Annotated in this window: 14 protein-coding genes and 1 pseudogene; 6 read left to right on the top strand and 9 right to left on the bottom strand. The window is 75.2% G+C overall.

The annotated features are described in order from the left end of the window. Positions 1-307 precede the first annotated feature (307 nt). The 5 genes from BS75_RS04550 (at position 308) to BS75_RS04530 (ending at position 7,056) form a co-directional block, all read left to right on the top strand. Complete coding sequence (locus tag BS75_RS04550) at positions 308-1,786, top strand: DNA-binding protein NsdB (RefSeq protein ID WP_034087268.1); 1,479 nt, start codon at positions 308-310, stop codon at positions 1,784-1,786. A gap of 250 nt (positions 1,787-2,036) precedes the next feature. Next, on the top strand, positions 2,037-3,449 hold the full coding sequence (locus tag BS75_RS04545) for a hypothetical protein (RefSeq protein ID WP_034087267.1): 1,413 nt from the start codon (positions 2,037-2,039) through the stop codon (positions 3,447-3,449). A gap of 315 nt (positions 3,450-3,764) precedes the next feature. Further along, complete coding sequence (locus tag BS75_RS04540) at positions 3,765-4,940, top strand: glycosyltransferase family 4 protein (RefSeq protein WP_042439685.1); 1,176 nt, start codon at positions 3,765-3,767, stop codon at positions 4,938-4,940. Continuing rightward, positions 4,937-6,136 carry a glycosyltransferase gene (locus tag BS75_RS04535; RefSeq protein ID WP_042439682.1) on the top strand — a complete coding sequence of 400 codons (1,200 nt, stop codon included), beginning with the start codon at positions 4,937-4,939 and terminating at the stop codon, positions 6,134-6,136. Before BS75_RS04540 ends, BS75_RS04535 begins: the two co-directional genes overlap by 4 nt. After that, on the top strand, positions 6,133-7,056 hold the full coding sequence (locus BS75_RS04530; protein WP_034087266.1) for an SGNH/GDSL hydrolase family protein: 924 nt from the start codon (positions 6,133-6,135) through the stop codon (positions 7,054-7,056). Before BS75_RS04535 ends, BS75_RS04530 begins: the two co-directional genes overlap by 4 nt. Before the next feature lie 223 nt (positions 7,057-7,279). On the opposite strand, the gene BS75_RS04525 is transcribed toward BS75_RS04530, so the two are convergent. The 5 genes from BS75_RS04525 to BS75_RS04505 form a co-directional block, all read right to left on the bottom strand. Then, complete coding sequence (locus BS75_RS04525; RefSeq protein ID WP_034087265.1) at positions 7,280-8,128, bottom strand: hypothetical protein; 849 nt, start codon at positions 8,126-8,128, stop codon at positions 7,280-7,282. Positions 8,129-8,201: 73 nt separating this feature from the next. Continuing rightward, a complete protein-coding gene (locus BS75_RS04520) occupies positions 8,202-9,299 on the bottom strand; it encodes a WD40/YVTN/BNR-like repeat-containing protein (protein ID WP_034092401.1) in 1,098 nt (365 codons plus the stop codon). Between the two features lie 179 nt (positions 9,300-9,478). After that, on the bottom strand, positions 9,479-10,372 hold the full coding sequence (locus tag BS75_RS04515) for a 5-oxoprolinase subunit C family protein (RefSeq protein WP_034092400.1): 894 nt from the start codon (positions 10,370-10,372) through the stop codon (positions 9,479-9,481). Next, positions 10,369-11,019, bottom strand: coding sequence for a 5-oxoprolinase subunit B family protein (locus BS75_RS04510; RefSeq protein WP_152646090.1), 651 nt, complete (start codon positions 11,017-11,019; stop codon positions 10,369-10,371). The genes BS75_RS04515 and BS75_RS04510 overlap by 4 nt, the downstream gene beginning before the upstream one ends. After that, on the bottom strand, positions 11,016-11,792 hold the full coding sequence (locus tag BS75_RS04505; RefSeq protein WP_042439679.1) for a LamB/YcsF family protein: 777 nt from the start codon (positions 11,790-11,792) through the stop codon (positions 11,016-11,018). Before BS75_RS04505 ends, BS75_RS04510 begins: the two co-directional genes overlap by 4 nt. 236 nt (positions 11,793-12,028) lie before the next feature. Here BS75_RS04505 and BS75_RS04500 point away from each other — a divergent pair, with 236 nt between their 5' ends. Then, complete coding sequence (locus BS75_RS04500; RefSeq protein WP_052069175.1) at positions 12,029-14,944, top strand: AAA family ATPase; 2,916 nt, start codon at positions 12,029-12,031, stop codon at positions 14,942-14,944. 15 nt (positions 14,945-14,959) lie between these two features. Here the strand turns inward: BS75_RS04500 and BS75_RS04495 are convergent, their stop codons facing one another. The 4 genes and pseudogenes from BS75_RS04495 to BS75_RS04475 all read right to left on the bottom strand — a co-directional run bounded on the left by BS75_RS04495 (position 14,960) and on the right by BS75_RS04475 (position 17,807). Beyond that, positions 14,960-15,316: a DUF6204 family protein gene (locus BS75_RS04495; protein ID WP_034087263.1), complete on the bottom strand. Its 357-nt coding sequence runs from the start codon at positions 15,314-15,316 to the stop codon at positions 14,960-14,962. 403 nt (positions 15,317-15,719) lie between these two features. After that, the gene (locus tag BS75_RS04490; protein WP_052069174.1) at positions 15,720-16,373 is read right to left on the bottom strand and encodes a hypothetical protein; all 654 of its coding nucleotides are present in this window, start codon (positions 16,371-16,373) and stop codon (positions 15,720-15,722) included. A 25-nt stretch (positions 16,374-16,398) separates the two neighbouring features. Beyond that, positions 16,399-16,818 (bottom strand): annotated as a pseudogene (locus BS75_RS43175) (ISAzo13-like element transposase-related protein); the annotation flags it as partial. A 476-nt stretch (positions 16,819-17,294) separates the two neighbouring features. After that, entirely contained in the window at positions 17,295-17,807 is a 513-nt protein-coding gene (locus BS75_RS04475; protein ID WP_231608096.1) for a transposase, read from the bottom strand. Positions 17,808-17,810 lie beyond the last annotated feature (3 nt).

Genomic DNA, 17,810 nt, shown 5'->3' with positions numbered 1-17,810 from the left:
CCTTGGTGGGGGTGGCGCGACCCCGTCCGGCACCGACGGCGCCTCGCGGCCTCCGGTCGGCGCGCCCTGGGGAGTGCGTCCACCGGAGTTCACCGGTGCCTCGCAGGTCCCGCGCCACCCCTTGCGCCACCTCTGCGACCCGACGGTGATCGCTGGGCGAACCAGGGGTCGAGGTGGCGCATTCCTACCTGACACCCGGAATCTCGTGGCGCATCAGTTGGCGGACCCTGGCGAACCCTGGCGAATGCTCGCCTGGCACATGACGCGTGGATAGCCTCGGAAATGCCGAGGAACCTGGGGGCTTGACGTGAGCAGAGGACCCAACACCCGATTCGCCGATCTCTTCGCCCTCACGGGCTGGTCGAAGGGCGAACTGGCGAGGATGGTCAACCGACGTGGTGCCGCAGCCGGGGAGCAGCAGCTCTCCACCGACACCACGCGGGTGAGGCGCTGGATAGAGCGGGGCGAGATCCCGCGCGATCCGGTGCCGAGGGTGCTGGCCGCCCTGTTCACCGAGCGGCTCGGCCGTGTTGTCACCACTGAGGACCTCGGGTTCCAGCGACACCGGCAGACAGGTTCGGGCGGGACGTCAGACCCTGCGCCCAGTACTGGCTCCCTGGAACCGTCGCGCGCCGCCGAGGCCCTCACCGAGTTCACGGGAATGGACCTCATGCTCAATAGACGCGGACTGATGGGCGCGAGCACCCTGCTCGTGGCGGGCTCCGCCATCGCCGAACCCCTCTACCAATGGATGACCGAGAAGAACGCGGCGACGGGCCAGGACTCCGTCGCCCTCGTGCGCAGCCCCGGCGCGGCGGCCCTGCCGGCCAGCGACTTCTACGAGGCCGGCCCCGTCGGCCTGGACGAGGTCGAGGCGCTGGAGACGTCGGTGGACGTCTTCCGGGCCTGGGACGCCCGGCGCGGCGGCGGCCTCCAGCGCAAGGCGGTTGTCGGCCAGCTCAACGAGGTCGGCGGGATGCTGACCTACCCGCACCCCCCGGCGCTCTCCCGGCGGCTGTGGAGCGTCGCCGCCAACCTCGCCGTCCTGGCCGGCTGGATGTCCCACGACGTCGGCCTGGAGCCCACCGCCCAGCGCTACTTCGTCGAGGCGGTCAACGCCGCCCGGCAGGCCGGCGACCGGCCCAGGGCCGGGGAGGCGCTGTCCCGGGCCGCCCGGCAGATGGTCCACCTGGGCCGTCCCGGCGAGGCGCTGGACCTGGTCCGGGTCGCCGACAGCAGCACCGGAGAGCCCACCCTGCCCCGGACCCGGGCCATGCTGCGCACGGTCGAGGCCTGGGCGCACGCCTCGATGGGGCACAGCCAGGCCACCCGGCGGACCCTGGGCGAGGCCGAGGACCTCTTCGCCCAGGACCGGGGCGAGCCCGGGCCCAGCTGGCTCCAGTTCTTCGACCGGGCCGACCTCCACGGGATGGAGGCGCTGGCCTACCGCACCCTCGCCGACCACGACTCGGCCGCGGCGCCGCTGGCCCAGTTCCACGCCCAGCAGGCGATAGCGCTGCGCGGCGGCGGCCACGACCGCTCCGCGCTCTTCGACCACCTGTCCATGGCCTCTGCCTGCTACCTGGCCAACCAGCCGGACGAGGCGCAGGTCTTCGCCCGGATGGCCCTGCGGTCGACCCAGCAGATGTCCTCGCACCGCACCTGGGTGCGGCTCCGCGAGATGTACCGGCTGGCCGGCCGCTACGAGCAGATCGGGGAGGTGCGGGATCTCCGCGCGGAGATCCGGAAGGCGCTCCCGCAGAGCCCGCCGCCGTCGGTGGTCTGAGCCGCGGGCAGGCCGTACGCACCCCTGGTACCAGGCGTCCCACCAGGAACAAGGTGCACCGGCATACGTGTGGACGGTAGGATTCCGTGCTTCCGGCTGGCGGGCGACCGCCGGCCGGTGCCACAATCCGTTCGCGGCCACCGTCGCGGACTCCGCCAGTCGGCGACGGCACCCCCATCGGGAGGCCCCGCTGCACCGGCTGCACGGAAATCCCTTTGCCACCAGGACCGCCGCAACGGATGCTGACCTCATGTTCGAGCCCGCGATAGCGCCCAGCGCCTCCCTCCTCGGCCTGCTTCAGCGGGGCCGGGGGGACGGCACCCTGCACGCTCTGGCGGCAGAGCGCGCTGATGCTCTCGCCGCGCTGGAGGAGTGCGTCACCCGAGACCCCCGCCTCGACTGGCAGGTCGAGAACCGTTCCCTCTACTACGCCCGCCTCTACATGGAGCTGGAAGCTCCGCTCCAGGGGTTGGCGGACCACCTGTTCCACGTCGAGGACCTGTTGGACGAGCACGAGTCCCGCACCGGGCTCGCGCTCTCCGTCCTCGGCAGACTCGCCGGCTACGGCCGTCGGGACGCCCTGCTGCTGCTCCGCCGCTACGCCGCGGTCGGCAGCAACTGGGCCTGGGCCCTGGACGAACTCGCCCTCTGGGACGAGGACGACGCCCTGCTGGCCCTCGCCGGACCGGTCCTGGAGCGCTTCCCGGACGGCCCCGAGGGCGACGCCGAGCTGCGCGCCACCATCCGCGGCGCGTACGAGCCCCGGCCCTGGCACCTGTGGGCGCAGACCCACCCGCGGGTCGCCGCCGCCACCGAGCAGGCCCCGTTCGACCTCTGGCAGCGCCAGCTGGACCGCGCCGCCGGCGCGCCCGCCTGGAGCACGGCGGCCGTCCTGGCCTGGGCCGACGCCCAGGTCGGCGTGGGCCAGGAGGACTTCGAGCGGCGGGTGGCCGCCGCCGCCCGCTGCCTCGCCGCAGTGGCCGGCCCCGCCGACCGGACGCTGCTGCTGGAGGCCGCGACCACCGCCCAGGACGGCGCCCGCTGCGCCGCCCTGCGCCACCTCAGCGACCACGACGACGAGCAGGCCCCGGCCCTGTTCGAGCTGGCTGCCGCCGACGCCTCCCGGCGCACGGCCGACTTCGCCCTGGGCAGCCTGCCCCGGATGCGCGGTCCGAGGATCACCGCCCGCGCCCGGGTCTGGGCCGCCGACCCGGACGGCGGCCCACTGGCCGACGCCGCCGCCCGGCTGCTGGCCGCCGCCGGCGGCCCCGAGGACGCCCCGTTGATCGTCGCGGCACTGCGCCGGGGCGTCTCCGACGGCGGCGCCGACCACGAGGGCCTGCCGGTCCTGGTCGAGGCCGCCGGAAGGTTCGCGGCGACGGCGGCGGTGCCGGTACTGCGCCATATCTACGCCGAGACCAGCAGCTCCCAGCTGCGGGGCGGCGCGGCCCGCAGCCTGGCCGCCACCGACGCCCACTTCCCGACCGGCGCGGCCGTCGAGTGCCTGTGGGACTGCGAGGAGTCCACCCGCGAGCTCGCCGCACGGCATGTGCTCACCAAGGGCGATGTACGGGTGCTGGACCGGCTCCGCCGGCTGGCGGCCGATCCGGGCGAGGAGGCCGAGGTCCACGCCGCGGTCCGCGGCCGGTTGAGCGCGGGCTGAGCGCGGGCTGCGCTCTGGCCGAGCGCGGGGTCGAGCGCCTGCTGCGCGCGGATCGGGCCCGGATCGGGCGCGGGTCGGGCGCGGGGTCGAGCGCCCACTGGGCGCGGCGGGCACAGGCGCCCCTCGGGGGCGCTTCCGTCCTGGCCGCCCCGCCCGCACCGCTGCTCTTGGCCACCCCGCCCGCCCCACCCGTTGCAGGCCCGGAGCGCAGCTCCGGGGCTCTGCCGGGGACGGCTGGTGAGGGTTCGGTAGGCGTTCGTCCGTTCGACAGATTCCGGTGGCCGGGTACACCCCTGCTCTCGGAATAACCCCATCATGCGTGTCGCCATCGTCACAGAATCCTTTCCGCCGGACATCAACGGCGTCGCCCACTCCGTCCTCCGCACGGCCGAGCACCTGGTGCGGCGAGGCCACGAACCGCTCGTGATCGCCCCTGCCCCGGCCACACCGCCCACCGCCGCCGACCCCTGCCCCGTCATCCGGGTCCCCGCGCTCTCGCTGCCCGGCTACCCGCAGGTGCGGCTCGCCCTCCCCAGCCGCCGCCTGGAACAGCTGATCGCCGACCACCGCCCCGACCTGGTCCACCTCGCCAGCCCCTTCGTCCTCGGCGCCCGCGCCATGGCCGCCGCCGAACGCCTCGGGCTGCCCGCCGTCGCCGTCTACCAGACCGACCTGGCCGGCTACGCCCGCGCCTACCGGGCCGGCAGCAGCATCGGCGAGGCGGCGGCCTGGCGGCGGATCCGCACCGTCCACTGCGCCGCCGACCGGACCCTCGCCCCGTCCACCCCCGCCGCCCAGGACCTCACCGCCCACGGCGTGCCGAGGGTCAGGCTGTGGCGGCGCGGCGTCGACTCGGTCCGCTTCGACCCGCGCCACCGCGACGAGGAGCTGCGCCGCAGCCTCGCCGTCCGGCCCGGGGACGTGCTGGTCGGCTATGTCGGCCGGCTCGCCCCGGAGAAGCGGGTCGACCTGCTGGAGCAGGTCGCCGAGCTGCCCGGGGTGACCCTGGTGGTGATCGGCGACGGCCCCAGCGAGCCCGCGCTGCGGCAGGCGCTCCCGCACGCGGTCTTCCTCGGCCGCCGCGAGGGCGACGAGCTCGCCGCCCTCTACGCCTCGCTGGACGTCTTCGTGCACACCGGGCCGATGGAGACCTTCTGCCAGACCATCCAGGAGGCCATGGCCAGCGGCGTCGCGGTGGTCGGCCCCGCCGTCGGCGGACCGCTCGACCTGATCGACCACCACCGCACCGGCCTGCTGGTCCCGGCCTGTGACGCGGGCGCGGTGGCACGCGCGGTCGCGGTGCTCGCGGCCGACCCGGCCACCCGCGCCCGGTACGGCGCGGAGGCCCGGACCGAGGTGGCCGGCCGCACCTGGGAGTCGGTCGGCGACCAACTGCTGGGGCACTACCGGGAGATCCTCGACGACCGGGCCTACGGCCGGACCGTCCGTCCGGCCGCCGGATACCTCGCCAAGACCGGGACCGCCGCATGAACGCCACCGCGCTCAGCCGCGCCCCGGCCGCCCGCGCCACCGGCGGGGGGCTGCGGATCGTCCGGCTCGCCAACTTCGTCACCCCGGTCTCCGGCGGCCTGCGCACCGCGCTGCGGCACCTCGGCGCGGGCTACCTCGCCGCCGGGCACGACCCGGTCCTGATCGTCCCCGGACCGCCCAACTCACTCCGTACCGAACAGGAGACCGACCAGGGCCTGGTGATCAGCCTGCCCGGCCGGACCGTCCCCGGCACCGGCGGCTACCGGGTGCTGCTCGACCGGCCCGCGCTGGCCGCGCTGCTGGCCGCGCTGCGCCCGGACCGGCTGGAGATCTCCGACCGCTCCACCCTGCGCTGGACCGGGGACTGGGGCCGGCGCCACGGCGTGCCCGCCGCGATGGTCTCCCACGAGAGCCTGGACGGCCTGCTGCGCACCTGGGGCCTGTCCGAGGGCCTGGCCCGGCGCGCCGCCGACCGGCTGAACGCCGCCACCGCCCGCGACCACCAGGCGGTCATCTGCACCACCGCCTGGGCCGCCGCCGAGTTCCACCGGATCGGGGCGCGCAACGTCGTCCGCGCGCCCCTCGGCGTCGACCTGGACCAGCGCCATCCCCGGCACCGCAACTCGGCCGCCCGGGCCCACTACGCCGGTCCCGACGAGGTCCTGCTCGTCCTCTGCTCCCGGCTCTCCTCGGAGAAGTGCCCCGACCGGGCGCTGGACGCCCTCGCCGAACTCCGCCGCCGGGGGGTGCCCGCCGTCCTGGCCGTGGCCGGCGACGGCCCGCTGCGCGGTCGCCTCGCCGCCCGGATCGCCCAGGAACGGCTGCCCGCGCACCTGCTGGGGCACCTCGCCTCCGCCGACGACCTGTCGGCGCTGCTGGCCGGCGCCGACATCGCGCTCGCCCCCGGGCCGATCGAGACCTTCGGGCTGGCCGCCCTCGAAGCCCTCGCCTGCGGCACCCCGGTCGCCGTCAGCACCTCCTCCGCCCTGCCGCAGATCGTCGGTCCGGCCGGCCAGGCCGCCGCCGACACCGGCCCCGGTTTCGCCGACGCGGTCGAGCAGTTGCTCGCCCGCCCCGAGGCCGAGCGCCGTGCCGCCGCCCGCGCCCGCGCCGAGCAGTACGGCTGGGACCGCGCCGTCACCGCCTTCCTCGCCGCCCACCGTGCCACCGCACCCCGGGGAGCCCAGCAGCCATGACCAGTACCCCGCCACTGCGGATGGTCGCCCTCGGCGACTCGCTCACCGAGGGCCTCGGCGACCCGTGCCCCGACGAGGACCCCGGTCAGGACTCCGGCCAGGACTCCGACTGGCGCGGCTGGGCCGCGCTGCTCGCCGACGGGCTGCGCCCCGGCGGCCGCGCCGCCAACGCCGTCGACCTGCGCAACCTCGCGGTCAGCGGCGCGCAGACCGCCGATGTGCTGCACCGTCAGCTCCCGCCCGCGCTGGCCCACCGGCCGCAGGTCGCCGCCGTGGTCGTCGGCGGCAACGACACCCTGCGGGCCGGCTACGACATCCACGCCGTCGCCCGCAACCTCGACGCCACCCTCGGCAGCCTCGCCGGCGGGGGAGCGTTGCTGCTCACTGCCTGCCTGCCGGACCCCGGCCGGATGCTCGGCCTGCCCGCCCCGCTCGCCCGGCCGCTGGGCCGCCGGATGCGGAGCGTCAACGAGGTGGTGCACGTGCTCTCCGCCCGCCACGGCGCCCACCACGTCCACATCGCCGGCAGCGACTGGGTCCACGACCCGAGGATGTGGAGCGTCGACCGGCTGCACCCCTCCGAGCGCGGACACCGGGTGCTGGCCCGAGAGTTCCATGCGCTGCTCCGCGCCGACGGCAACGCGCTCGCCCCGCCGCCCGGCGCCGAACCCCTCGGTGCGCCGCCCACCCGAGGCGGCCAGACCTGGTGGATGGCCACCCGGGGCACCCGCTGGGTCCTCGACCGCTGCACCGACCTGCTGCCCGACCTGCTGCGGCTGGCCGTCGCCGAGACCCGGCAGCGCCGTCGCGGCGAGACCGACCTGCTGGACCGCCGGGCCGCCGCCGAGACCGCCGCCGCGCTCCGCGCCCTGCCGCACGCCCAGCAGCCGGACCACCAGCGGCTCCGCGCGGTGGGCTGAGCGGGGCGGGGCTGGCTGGCCGTTGGTCGGAGCGGCGGTCTGCAGGGACGTGGTCCGGCCCGGGCCCGGGGGGTCAGTGGACGGCGGGGGCGGGGGCGACCCGGGCCGAGCCGATGCCCCGGTCCGACTTGCCGAGGCGGAAGCGCACCCGGCCGTGCAGCAGCGTGCCGGACTCCGCCGGCCCGTCGGTGAGCCCTTCGTCCGGGAACAGGGTGGGCGGGGCTCAGCCGCCGACGCAGTACGCGCCGGTGACGCAGCCGCCGCCGCTCTCCGGGGGTGTGGGGGAGGCACCGGCGCTGTCGGCCGGCGCCGTGTAGTACGTCGTGGTGAAGTTCAGGCTGACGACGTAGCCCTGCGGGCCGGCAGCGGAGGCCAGTTGGGCGGATTTCACCCGGGTGAGGGTGCGGACTGCCGTATCGGTCTGCTCGGGGGACGAGGGACCGGAGCCGCCGGTGGGGACCAGCACGCCACCGTCGGTGAGACTGATCTGCCCGAGGTCGTCGGAGGGGGCCACCACGACATTGACGGTGATGTTTCCGTCGCCGTAGGTGCTGGAGACCGAGCCGAAGGCATAGGGCGCGTTCAGCGGTGATCCCTGGGGCGTCAGCCCCGCTTTGACCAGCGCCGAGTTCATCCGGGTCAGCTGGGGCGGCAGTGGGCCGTCGAGGCTGCCGAACCAGTCCAGCTCGCGGTCGCAGCTGACCGGCCCCCAGGTGGGGCGGCCGCCGATGGTGACCGCTTCCCCCTCCACCTGGGCGCTGCACCCGTCGTCCACCCCCCGGGCCACCGGGTGGATCCACGGGAGGATCTGCTGGAGGCGCGCGGCCTCGTCATTGAGGCTGTTCGTCGCGCCGAGGTCCGCGTCGTTGACGACGGATGACCTGGCGGCGGTGACATCCGGCGCCGGAGGATCGAGGTAGTCGTGCACGGTGTGCCAGAGGTACAGCGCGCCCAGGACGAGAGCGAGGCAGGCGACGAGGGCGACGGCGGCGCAGCCACCCCTGTACCGGGGCGCACGATTCGGCGGAGCGGGTGGGCGGGGGTGTGCCAGTACCGGTGACCGCTGATCCACGCGTACGCTCCTTGTTGACCTTGGAGTGAGTAGTTTGTCCAAGGGGGCGGAGCCTCCGCCTGAGTACGCGTACTCAGATCGGCAGTTGGGCTGCGCGGACGCAGAGCACGCTGGGCAGGTGCTCCGTCAGCAGGCGCCAGCTGTCGCCCTCGTCGCTGCTGCCGTAGACCTCGCCGTTGCGGTTGCCGAAGTAGACGCCGACCGGGTCGGCGTCGTCGGTGCAGAGGGCGTCGCGCAGGACCACGCCGTAGTGCGGGCTCTCGGGCAGGCCCTTGTCCAGTGGCTGCCAGGTCTCGCCGGCGTCCTCGGTGCGGTAGACCCGGCAGCGGTGGTTGGGCGGCAGCCGCTCGACGTCGGCGACGAGCGGGAAGACGTAGGCGGTGTTGGCACGGCGCGGATGGGTCGCGACCGCGAAGCCGAAGTCGGCGGGCAGCCCGGCGTCGATCGGCTGCCAGGAGCCGCCGTCGTCGTCGCTGCGGTACACGCCGCCGTGGTTCTGCAGGTACATCCGCGAGGGGTCGACCGCGTCGACGGCGACCTTGTGGACGCACTGGCCGAACTCGGGAGGGGTGTTCGGCTGGAAGCGGGCCTCCACCCCGGTGTTCGAGGGCGCCCAGCTGTCCCCGCCGTCGCTGGAGCGGTACACCCCGCCGGTGGAGACGGCGACGGTCAGCCGTCGCGCGTCGCGCGGGTCGACCAGGACCGTGTGCATCCCCTGACCGCCGAAGCCGGCCGCCCAGCGCTCCCGCTGGGGGTGCCGCCACAGGCTCTCCAGCAGCGAGAAGGTCTCGCCGCCGTCGGTCGAGCGGAACAGCGCCGCCGGCTCGGTGCCCGCGTAGACGACGTCCGGCTCCTCCGGCCCGGCCGGCTGGAGCTGCCACACCCGCTCCAGCGAGGCCCCGGTCGACTCGGGGAAGCGCACGGCCGCCCGGGTCGGCTCCTGCCAGGTCGCACCGAGGTCGTCCGAGTGGAAGACGGACGGCCCCCAGTGGCTGCTGTCGGCGCCGACCAGGATGCGCGGGGTCGCTCGCCGGCGGTCGATCGCGATCGAGTAGACGCCCTGCATCAGGAAGTGCGGACCCGTCCACTCCCAGCCGACCCGGTCACGGCTGCGCGCCAGGAACAGTCCCTTGGCCGTGCCCACGGCCAGCAGCGTCTCGTGCGCGCCCATCGCGTCCACCTGGTCCTGTTCGGTGCGGATCCGGAGTTCTTCCTCCCAGTCTTCACCCGAGGGGGCGCTGCCGTCCCGGCGACGCGTCGGGGGGCGCGGCCCGGTGTCCCCCGGCGGGCGGCACCGGGGACGGGTGGGGACTGCGGGGCGCCCGCAGCGGCTCAGCGGCTCACAGCGGCTCAGCGGCGGGCGACGGCGAAGCGGACCGGGGTGCCCGGTGTCGCCTGGGCCGCTGTGGCCAGGTCCGCCGCCGGGACCACGCCGACCACCGGGTAGCCGCCGGTGGTCGGGTGGTCGGCGAGGAAGACCACCGGCAAACCGTCCGGCGGGATCTGCACGGCGCCCAGGACCATGCCCTCGCTGGGCAACTCGCCCAGCCCCGGCCGCCGTTCCAGTGCCGGGCCGAGCAGCCGCAGCCCGATCCGGTTGCTCGCGGGGGAGACGGTGAAGGTCGAGGACGCGAGCAGTCGGTGCGCGGCCCCGGTGAACCAGTCGTCGCGCGGGCCGAGGTCCAGTCGGAGCAGCAGCTCGGTCGGCGGCGCGGGAAGCGGGAGCGGGTCGATCCGCACCGGTGAGCCGGTCACTGGCCCCAACGGCAGCAGCTGTCCGGCCGCCAGCGGCGGCGGTCCGAGCCCCGACAGCAGGTCGGCGGAGCGGCTGCCGAGCACCGGCGGGACGGCGAGGCCGCCGCTCAGCGCGACATAGCTGCGCACCCCGTACGTCGTCGCGCCGACCTCCAGCAGCGCACCGGCCGGGACCAGCACCGGTGCGCCCCAGGCCGCCGGGCGTCCGTCCAACCGCACCGGGCAGGGCGCGCCGGTGACGGCCGCGACCAGCGGCGCGAGGGCGCGGAGGGCGACGCCGCCGAGGGTGCACTCCAGCGCCGCCGTGCCGGGCGGATTGCCGACGAGCCGGTTGGCGAGCCGGTGGGCCGGCGGGTCGAGGGCGCCCGCGCGCGGCACGCCCAGCGCCGCGACCCCGCTCCGGCCGGTGTCCTGGACGGTGGTCAGCGGTCCGGGGCGGACCACGGCGACGGTCCGCTGCGGCGGCACCGTACGGGCGGCGGGGCTCATGCCGCCGCCCGGAAGCGGACCCGGACGCCCGGGGCCAGCAGTGCGGCCGGCTCCGCCGCCGGGTCCCACAGCGGCAGTCCGGTCCGGCCCAGCAGCTGCCAGCCGCCGGGGGAGGCCCCGGGGTAGACGCCGGTGTAGGGACCGGCCAGCGCGACCGACCCGGCCGGTACCCGGGTGCGCGGCGTCGCCCGGCGCGGGACGGCGTAGCGCTCCGGCAGCCCGGTCAGATAGGCGAAGCCCGGGGCGAATCCGCAGAAGGCGACCCGGTACTCGCAGCCGGTGTGGATCCGGACGGCCTCGGCCGGGCTCACCCCCCAGTACCCGGCCACCTCGGCCAGGTCCGCACCGTCGTAGACGGTCTCCACCTCCACCAGCGGGCCGGCGCCGGGCGGCAGCGCGGTCGGCCGGTGCCCGGCGAACCGGTGGGCGACCGCCTCGGGGGCGGCGACCCCGTCCAGCAGTACCGTGCGCGCGGCCGGGACGACCTCGGCCACCTCGCCCAGCTCGCCGGCCTTCCACTGTTCCGTCACCTCCCGCAGCAGGGCGGCGACTTCCGCGTCGCTGCCGACCTCCAGCAGCAGCGCGGCGCGGCCGACCCGGTGCACCGTCACCGCTCCGGCCCGGGGGAGCGCCGAGGTCCCGCTCATGCGAAGGCCTCGATCCGGACGCCCGCCGAGGTCAGCGCCTTCCTTAGCTGCCCGGCCAGTTCGGCCGCGCCCGGGGTGTCGCCGTGGAGGCAGAGGGAGCGGGCTCGGGCGGCGACCACGCTGCCGTCGGCCGCCACCACCTCGCCGTCGCGGGCCATCCGGACCGCGCGGGCGACCACCGCGTCCGGGTCGTGCACCACGGCGCCGGCGGCGGTGCGCGGTACCAGCGTTCCGGCGGGGGTGTAGGCGCGGTCGGCGAAGGCCTCGCCGACGGCGGGCAGGCCGGCGTCGGTCGCGGCCCGCAGCAGCGCGGAGCCGGGGAGGCCCAGCACCGGGAGCCCCCGGCCGTCGGCCCGGCGGAAGGCCAGCAGCGCGTCGACCACGGCGCCCGCCTGCTCCTCGTCGGCGACGACGCGGTTGTACAGCGCGCCGTGCGGCTTCAGGTAGGCGACGCGGCCGCCGGCGGCGCGGGCGAACAGGTCCAGGGCGCCGAGCTGGTAGCCGATCTCGTCGGCCAGCTCGGCGCGCGGGACGTCCATCGCCCGCCGCCCGAAGCCGGCCAGATCGCGGTAGGAGACCTGGGCGCCGATCCGCACCCCGCGCTCGACGGCGAGCTCGCAGACCCGCCGGATGGTCGACGGGTCGCCGGCGTGGAAGCCGCAGGCCACGTTCGCGCTGGTGACCACGGAGAGCAGGGCCTCGTCGTCGGTCAGGGTCCATCGACCGAAGCCTTCGCCCAGGTCTGCGTTGAGATCCACTGTTGGCTGCGTCACGTTTTCTCCCGTCGTGGGGCCTGCCGTCGCCGATCGTACGTGCACGGCTGCGGATCCATGGTCTTGACTGAGAAACGGGCACGAGGTGGGATGGCGGAATGGTTCCTGTCCTCGGCGCAGCATTTCGGCCTCATTCATGTCAGAGTCATGACATCAGCTGATGGAGCGTCATATCGAGTGCTGCGGGACCAGGAGAGAGCGGAGCAGTAATGCGGGCAGCCGAGCGGGAACCAGCAGTGCCCTCGGCAGGCGTCGGCACCCGGCCGACCCGGCTCCTCGGCCGCGACGCGTTCCTGGCCACGGCGCGGGCCGCGAGCGTCCCCGGTAGCGGCGTGCTGCTCACCGGCCCCACCGGGATCGGCAAGAGCGCGGTGCTGCGGGTGCTCGCCGAGGAGGCCGCCGCCGCCGGCGCCCGGGTCCTGCGCTGCGCACCGACCGCCGAGGACGCCGGCCTTCCCCATGCGGCGCTGAGCGACCTGCTGCGGACCGTGGCCGAGCGCGAGTACGCGCAGCTCCGCCCCTACCGGCGGCAGGCGCTCGACGCGGCGCTGCTGCGCGGGGAGCCGCCCCGTGCCGACCGGCCCCACGCCGACCAACCCCGTGCCGACCAACCGCGTGCCGAGCAGCCCTGCCCCGACCAGCCCTGCGCCGACCGCCCTTGCACCGGGACGGACCGCTTCGCGCTCCGGTTGGCCGTGGCCGATGTGCTGGAGCTCCTGGCCGCCGAGACCCGCGTGCTGCTGGTCCTCGACGACCTGCCGCACCTCGACCCCGGCAGTGCCGACGTCCTCGCCCATGTCGCGCACCGCGCCGCCGACCTGGGCGTCACCGTGCTGGCGGCCCGCAGCGGCGGAGCAGCGGACGGAGCGGCCGCCCCGCCGCGACTCCATCCGCCGGGCGCCGCCGAACTGACGGTGCCCCCGCTCACCGACAGCGCGATCGCCGCGCTGGTCGCCGACGAAATCGGCGAGCCGGACCCCGACACCCTGCGCCGGATCCTCCATCTCGCCGCCGGAAACCCGTTCCAGGCCCGCGAGCTGGCCAAGGCCGCCGCCGACGCCGCCCACCTGGCCGCCCCTGCCGGCGAACCGCTGCTCCCGGAGAGCCTCAGCGCCCCGGTCCGCCGACGGCTCGACGGACTCTCGGCGCGGACCAGGGCCGCGCTGCTGGTCGCGGCCGTCGCCGACCGGCCCGGCCTCGGACTGCTCCGCGCCGCCGGGCTGCCCGACCCCGCGTCCGCGCTGGCCGAGGCCGAGCAGCGCGGGCTCGCCGCCGTCGGCGCGGACGGACGGGTACGGCTGTCGGCGCCGCTGGTGGCCGCCGTGATCCGGGCCGAGGCGCCGGCCCGGGAGCGGATCGCGGTGCACGCCGCGCTGTCCCGGACGCTGGCCGAGCCGGTCGAGCGCGCCCGCCATCTGGCGCTCGCCCACCCCTACGAGGACCAGCACGTCGCCGGAGTCCTCGCCGCCGCGGCGGCCACCGCCCGGCGCGGCGGGGCGGCCGACGCCGCGTACGAGCTCGCCGTCCTCGCCGTCGACCGGACCCCCGCGGACCGGTCCGAGGACCGTCACCAGCGGCTGCTGGCCGTGGCCGCGCACGCCGCCGACGCCGGACGGCACCAGGACGCCCGCCGCGCCGCCGACCGAGTGCTGGCCGAGACGCCGGACGCGGTCCGCCGCGTCCACGCCCGGCTGGCGCTGCTGGAGACGGCGGGCCAGGCCCTGGACGACACCGGCTCGCTGATCGAGGGCGGACTGAACGACGCGGCCGGAGAGCCGGGCCTGCAGGCCCGGCTGCGGTTCTGGTCCGCCGTCAGGGAACTGCTGGGCGGGCGTACGGCCGGAGCCGGGGTCGAGGCCGGACGCGCCGTCGCCCTCGCGGCGCGGGCCGACGACCGGGCGACCCAGGTGGACGCGCTCGGACTGCTGGCCACCGTCCAGTCGATGCGGGGCCGGCCGGCCGCCGCCGAGACCGCCCTGGCCTCGGCGTTCCGGCTGGACGGGGCGTCTCTCGCGGACGGCGCGGCGGCGAGCGCGTCCCTGGTCCGTCGCCGGGCGCTGGTGGACCTGGACGCCGACCGGGTGGCGACCGCCCGCAAGCGGATCGAGGCCCTCGCCGAGCGGACCCGGGAGGCCGGCGCGGTGGAGGAGCTGCTGTCCACCGTCGTCGCCCAGGTCCGCATCCAGTCCCGGGCCGGGGACTGCCGCAACGCGCTGGCCACGGCCCAGCGCGGCACCCGGCTGCTGGCCGACGCGCAGCTCGACTCACCGCTCGGGCACTACATCGCCGCGCTGGCGGAGAGCGTCGGCGGCAGCGTGCCGCGCGCGGTCCGGCTGGCCCGCGCCGCCGTGGACGGCTGCAGCGCCGACGGCGACCGGCTGTTCCAGATCCGCGCACTCGGCGTGCTGGGCGCGGCCCACCTGCTCGGCGGCAGCGCGCCCGGAGCCGCCGAGGCGGCCGAGGTGCTGCAGCACGCCCGTGAGCTCTCGGCGGCGATGGAGCTGGCGGACCCGGACGCGGTCCGGCGCCTCGCCGACCTGGCCGAGGCGCTGGCCCTGCTCGGCGAACCCGCCGAGGCACAGCGGGTGCTGACGGAGGCGAGGACCCTGGCCGCGGAGTGGCCGCGCGGCTGGGCCGAGGGGGCGCTCGCGGCCGTGGAGCGCTCCGAGGGGCTGGCACTGGCGGCCGTCGGCCGGACGGAGGAGGGCGTGGCGGTGCTGCGCCGCTCGGCCGCGCGGCTGCGGACCGTGGAACTGCCGCTGGACCTGGTCCGTACGCTCGCGGGCTGGGGCAGCGTCGAACGCCGGGCCCGGCACCGCTCGGTGGCCCGGGCGGTGCTGGCCGAGGCCGAGCAGCTGTGCCGGGACCACGCCGCCCAGCCCCTGCTGGCCCGGGTCCGCCAGGAGCAGGAGCGGCTCGACCCGGGCGAACGGGACGGCCTGGCCGTGGACCTGACGCCGAGCGAACGCCGCGTCGCCGACCTGGTGGCCGGCGGCGCGACCAACCGCGAGGTGGCCGCGGCGCTGTTCGTCAGCGTGAAGACGGTCGAGGGCACGCTCTCCCGCGTCTACCGCAAGCTCGGCGTCCGCTCCCGCACCGGCCTGGCCCGCGCCGGGACCCCCGCCGACGCCCGGTTCCCGCTGCTGAGCTGACGTGCGCCGCCGAGGTCAGAGCCCCCGGGCGGCGGCCTGGCGCTGGCGCTTGGCGAGCGGGGCCTGGGAAAGGTCCTCGGCCGAGGACTTGAGGTTCTTCCAGCCGTAACCGCGCTCGGCCAGCCAGCGCAGGGCGGCTGCTTCGGCGCGCTCGGTCGCACCCACGATGTCCTCCTCGGCCTCGCCGGAGTCGGAGAAGCGGAAGGTGAAGAACGGCCGGGCGGCGAGGTCGTAGGTGAGCTGGCCCTCGGGGGTGAAGGCCGCCTTGAGGACGTCGTGCTCCGGGGCCTCGGCGAGCAGTTCGGCGCGCTGGTCGGCGTCGAGTCCGTCGAAGGCGCCGCGGACGGTGATCCGGAAGATGCGGGTGGTCATGGCCCGACCCTAAGCAGGCCCCCCGGTCCACTGCCACCGGATTTCGTCGGCGCCGCCGGGGCCCGTCCGGGCACCTGGCCCAGGGCCTCAGCGCACAGCGGCGGCGACGCGACCGCGCAGGCGCTCGTCGGTGATGGTCTCGATGCCGCGCCAGGCGGCGTCGGTGACCTCCTCGGCCTGAAGTTCGGCGACGTCGGCGTTGGTGGAGAAGGCGAAGCGGAAGTCGAAGTGCTGGTGGTCGCCTTCGCCCTTGGCCGGGTTGGCGGGGATGGGGTGGACGTCGATGTGGCGCGGCGTGTCCTGGATGGGGACGACGAGCTCGGGGCGGATACCGGTCTCCTCGGCGAGTGGACCCCGACCACTTTCGTGGCAAGGCCGCGAAGTTAAGCGGTTGGTGGCGGTGTCAAGGGCTGGTAGTTGGTTCGGTGAGCCTGTAGGTCCCTGGGCCGGTTTTGCGTATCATGCCCTGTTTGCTCCAGCGGAGCATCTGCTTCCGGAAGGCGTCGAACCCTGTCGCCTCTATGTCCACTGTCTGGGCGATGTCGCGGGTTCGCCAGTCCCGCTGGGGATCTGTGCGCAGGAGCGTGAGCACGCGTTCCCGGGTGCTGGTGCGGGCGGCGGACCCCGGTGGCGTCCCGGGGTCCGCCTGGAGCCGACGGGCTTGGGCGCTCCATGAGTGGGCTGGCTGGGTGGCGGTCAGGGGCGGTATGTCGTTCGGCTCGTGCACGGTGATCGTGACAGTGGTGATCTTCTGGCTGGTCTCGGGGCGGGGGTCGACGGGCCGGGACTGGTAGCGCGAGAGCGGGCATTTGACGCGGCGGGTACTGGTGCGGGGTCGGCGGGCGGGCAGGAGGTCGGCCAGGACGGCGCGGCCGATGTCGCCGACCGGGTCGATGAGATTGTCGGGCAGGACGCCGCGGGCGGCGATGAGCAGGTCGCGGGCGGATTCCAGGGCGGTGGTGAAGGCGGCGCGGTCGGGGTCGGTACCGGGCCGGGATTCCACGGCCGCGACCATGGCGATGCGCAGGGCCTGATAGAGCGTCAGCAGTGCCCACATCTCCTGCTCGACGCCGACCGGGTCGGAGGCCGGCGACGGTGTCGGCCGAACACCGGTGACCGGCCGCGGTCAGTTCCCGCGACAGGTTCCTGGTCGACTTCGTCGTTCAGCGCAGCGGCGACATCGGATCCCCGCGCATGTCCGGCTCGACCAGCGCCAGCAGCGCGGGGACCAGTTCCGGGTCCAGGTCGGCCAGCTTCTTGCGACCACCACCGGGACGGCGGACCCGGCCGAGCGGCTCCGCTGCGGAGTCCAACTCGTCCACTCCGCGCGAGACGGTGCCCTCGCGCATTCCCGCAGCCCGAGCCGCCACCCGGATCCCGCCGTGCCCTATCGATCTCGCCTCTGCCCCAGCCAGCAGACGGCGTTGCCGTTCGTCCAAGTGCGGGAACAGCGCATCGAACTTCGCCGTTAGCGACGCCTCGGTCTCCATAGATGTGCCCATACCACAACAACGAGGCCCAGAAGGGGAAGCAACGCTTTGATCCGCGGCAGGCCCTAACTTCGCGGCCTTGCCACGAAGGTGGTCGGGGTCCACCACCGGCGTACTCCCGCCCGGACCGGCAGCCCTGGTGGGAGCAATCGGCCGAGCCGTCCTGAACAACCTGCTCCCCGCCATCCCCCGCCACCGGGTCAAGGCCCGCAGCCGCAAGAACACCACCAGCAAATACGCACCGAACGCAGGTCGGCACCCGCAGAAGGCACAGAACTACACCCTCGACATCCGGATCCAGATCATGGAACAAGGACTTGCATCACGCCGCCGCCGGTAAACGCAACGGTGTTGGATCTGTCGTACCGCGAGGATCATGAAGCGTCACCCCGTTGCGGAGTCAGCGAGTTCAACCGGAGCAGTTCAGCCATACGGCGACGATACCGATCCAGACAATCTGGATCTACGGCTGCAGTACTACTGATCTTTTACTGGCTGCTTGACGCAATTGTGGCGACTTTCAGTCCGGTTCCGGCAAGGAATCCGTGGAGAAGGTGCGGCGCGTGCTTGATCTTGGCGAGGGCGGCGTCGGCCGCCTCGGTGAGCTCGTGAATCGAACGGAATGCGCGGTTCGCGAGCGCGTCCTTCACGATCTTCCACAGAAGCTCCACGGGATTCAGCTCGGGTGCGTACGCAGGCAGTGGGACCGTCCGCAGCCAACTCGCCTGCCCCCGCGCCCACTCCCGCACCACACCGGCGGTGTGACTGGAGTAGTTGTCCCAGATAAGCGTCACCGGGCCGCGCAACCGCCCGTGCAGCATCGTCAGCAACAGGGGGAAGTCCTCCTTCGTGTACCCCTCCCGGCTCTTGTGCCAGGCGAACATCCGCGGCTCACTCCCGGGCCGATAGGCGACGAAGACCACCATGTTCTCCCGCATCCCGCGCGCCCCGCTGAGCCTGATCACGGGCGTCACGCCCCGCGGTCCCCAGGTGCGGCGCACCAC

It is taken from the genome of Streptacidiphilus albus JL83 (assembly GCF_000744705.1).
GTDB lineage: Bacteria > Actinomycetota > Actinomycetes > Streptomycetales > Streptomycetaceae > Streptacidiphilus > Streptacidiphilus albus.
The sequence above is the reverse complement of the archived record's forward strand: the minus strand, read 5'-3'. Positions and strand labels throughout refer to the sequence as shown.

What these genes read in the sequence shown, in the direction of transcription:
- BS75_RS04545 (WP_034087267.1), top strand. Translation starts at nt 2,037, where the DNA reads ATGTTCGAGCCCGCGATAGCGCCCAGCGCCTCCCTCCTCGGCCTGCTT.
- BS75_RS04540 (WP_042439685.1), top strand. Translation starts at nt 3,765, where the DNA reads ATGCGTGTCGCCATCGTCACAGAATCCTTTCCGCCGGACATCAACGGC.
- BS75_RS04535 (WP_042439682.1), top strand. Translation starts at nt 4,937, where the DNA reads ATGAACGCCACCGCGCTCAGCCGCGCCCCGGCCGCCCGCGCCACCGGC.
- BS75_RS04530 (WP_034087266.1), top strand. Translation starts at nt 6,133, where the DNA reads ATGACCAGTACCCCGCCACTGCGGATGGTCGCCCTCGGCGACTCGCTC.
- BS75_RS04520 (WP_034092401.1), bottom strand. Translation starts at nt 9,299, where the DNA reads ATGGGCGCGCACGAGACGCTGCTGGCCGTGGGCACGGCCAAGGGACTG.
- BS75_RS04515 (WP_034092400.1), bottom strand. Translation starts at nt 10,372, where the DNA reads ATGAGCCCCGCCGCCCGTACGGTGCCGCCGCAGCGGACCGTCGCCGTG.
- BS75_RS04510 (WP_152646090.1), bottom strand. Translation starts at nt 11,019, where the DNA reads ATGAGCGGGACCTCGGCGCTCCCCCGGGCCGGAGCGGTGACGGTGCAC.
- BS75_RS04495 (WP_034087263.1), bottom strand. Translation starts at nt 15,316, where the DNA reads ATGACCACCCGCATCTTCCGGATCACCGTCCGCGGCGCCTTCGACGGA.
- BS75_RS04490 (WP_052069174.1), bottom strand. Translation starts at nt 16,373, where the DNA reads ATGTGGGCACTGCTGACGCTCTATCAGGCCCTGCGCATCGCCATGGTC.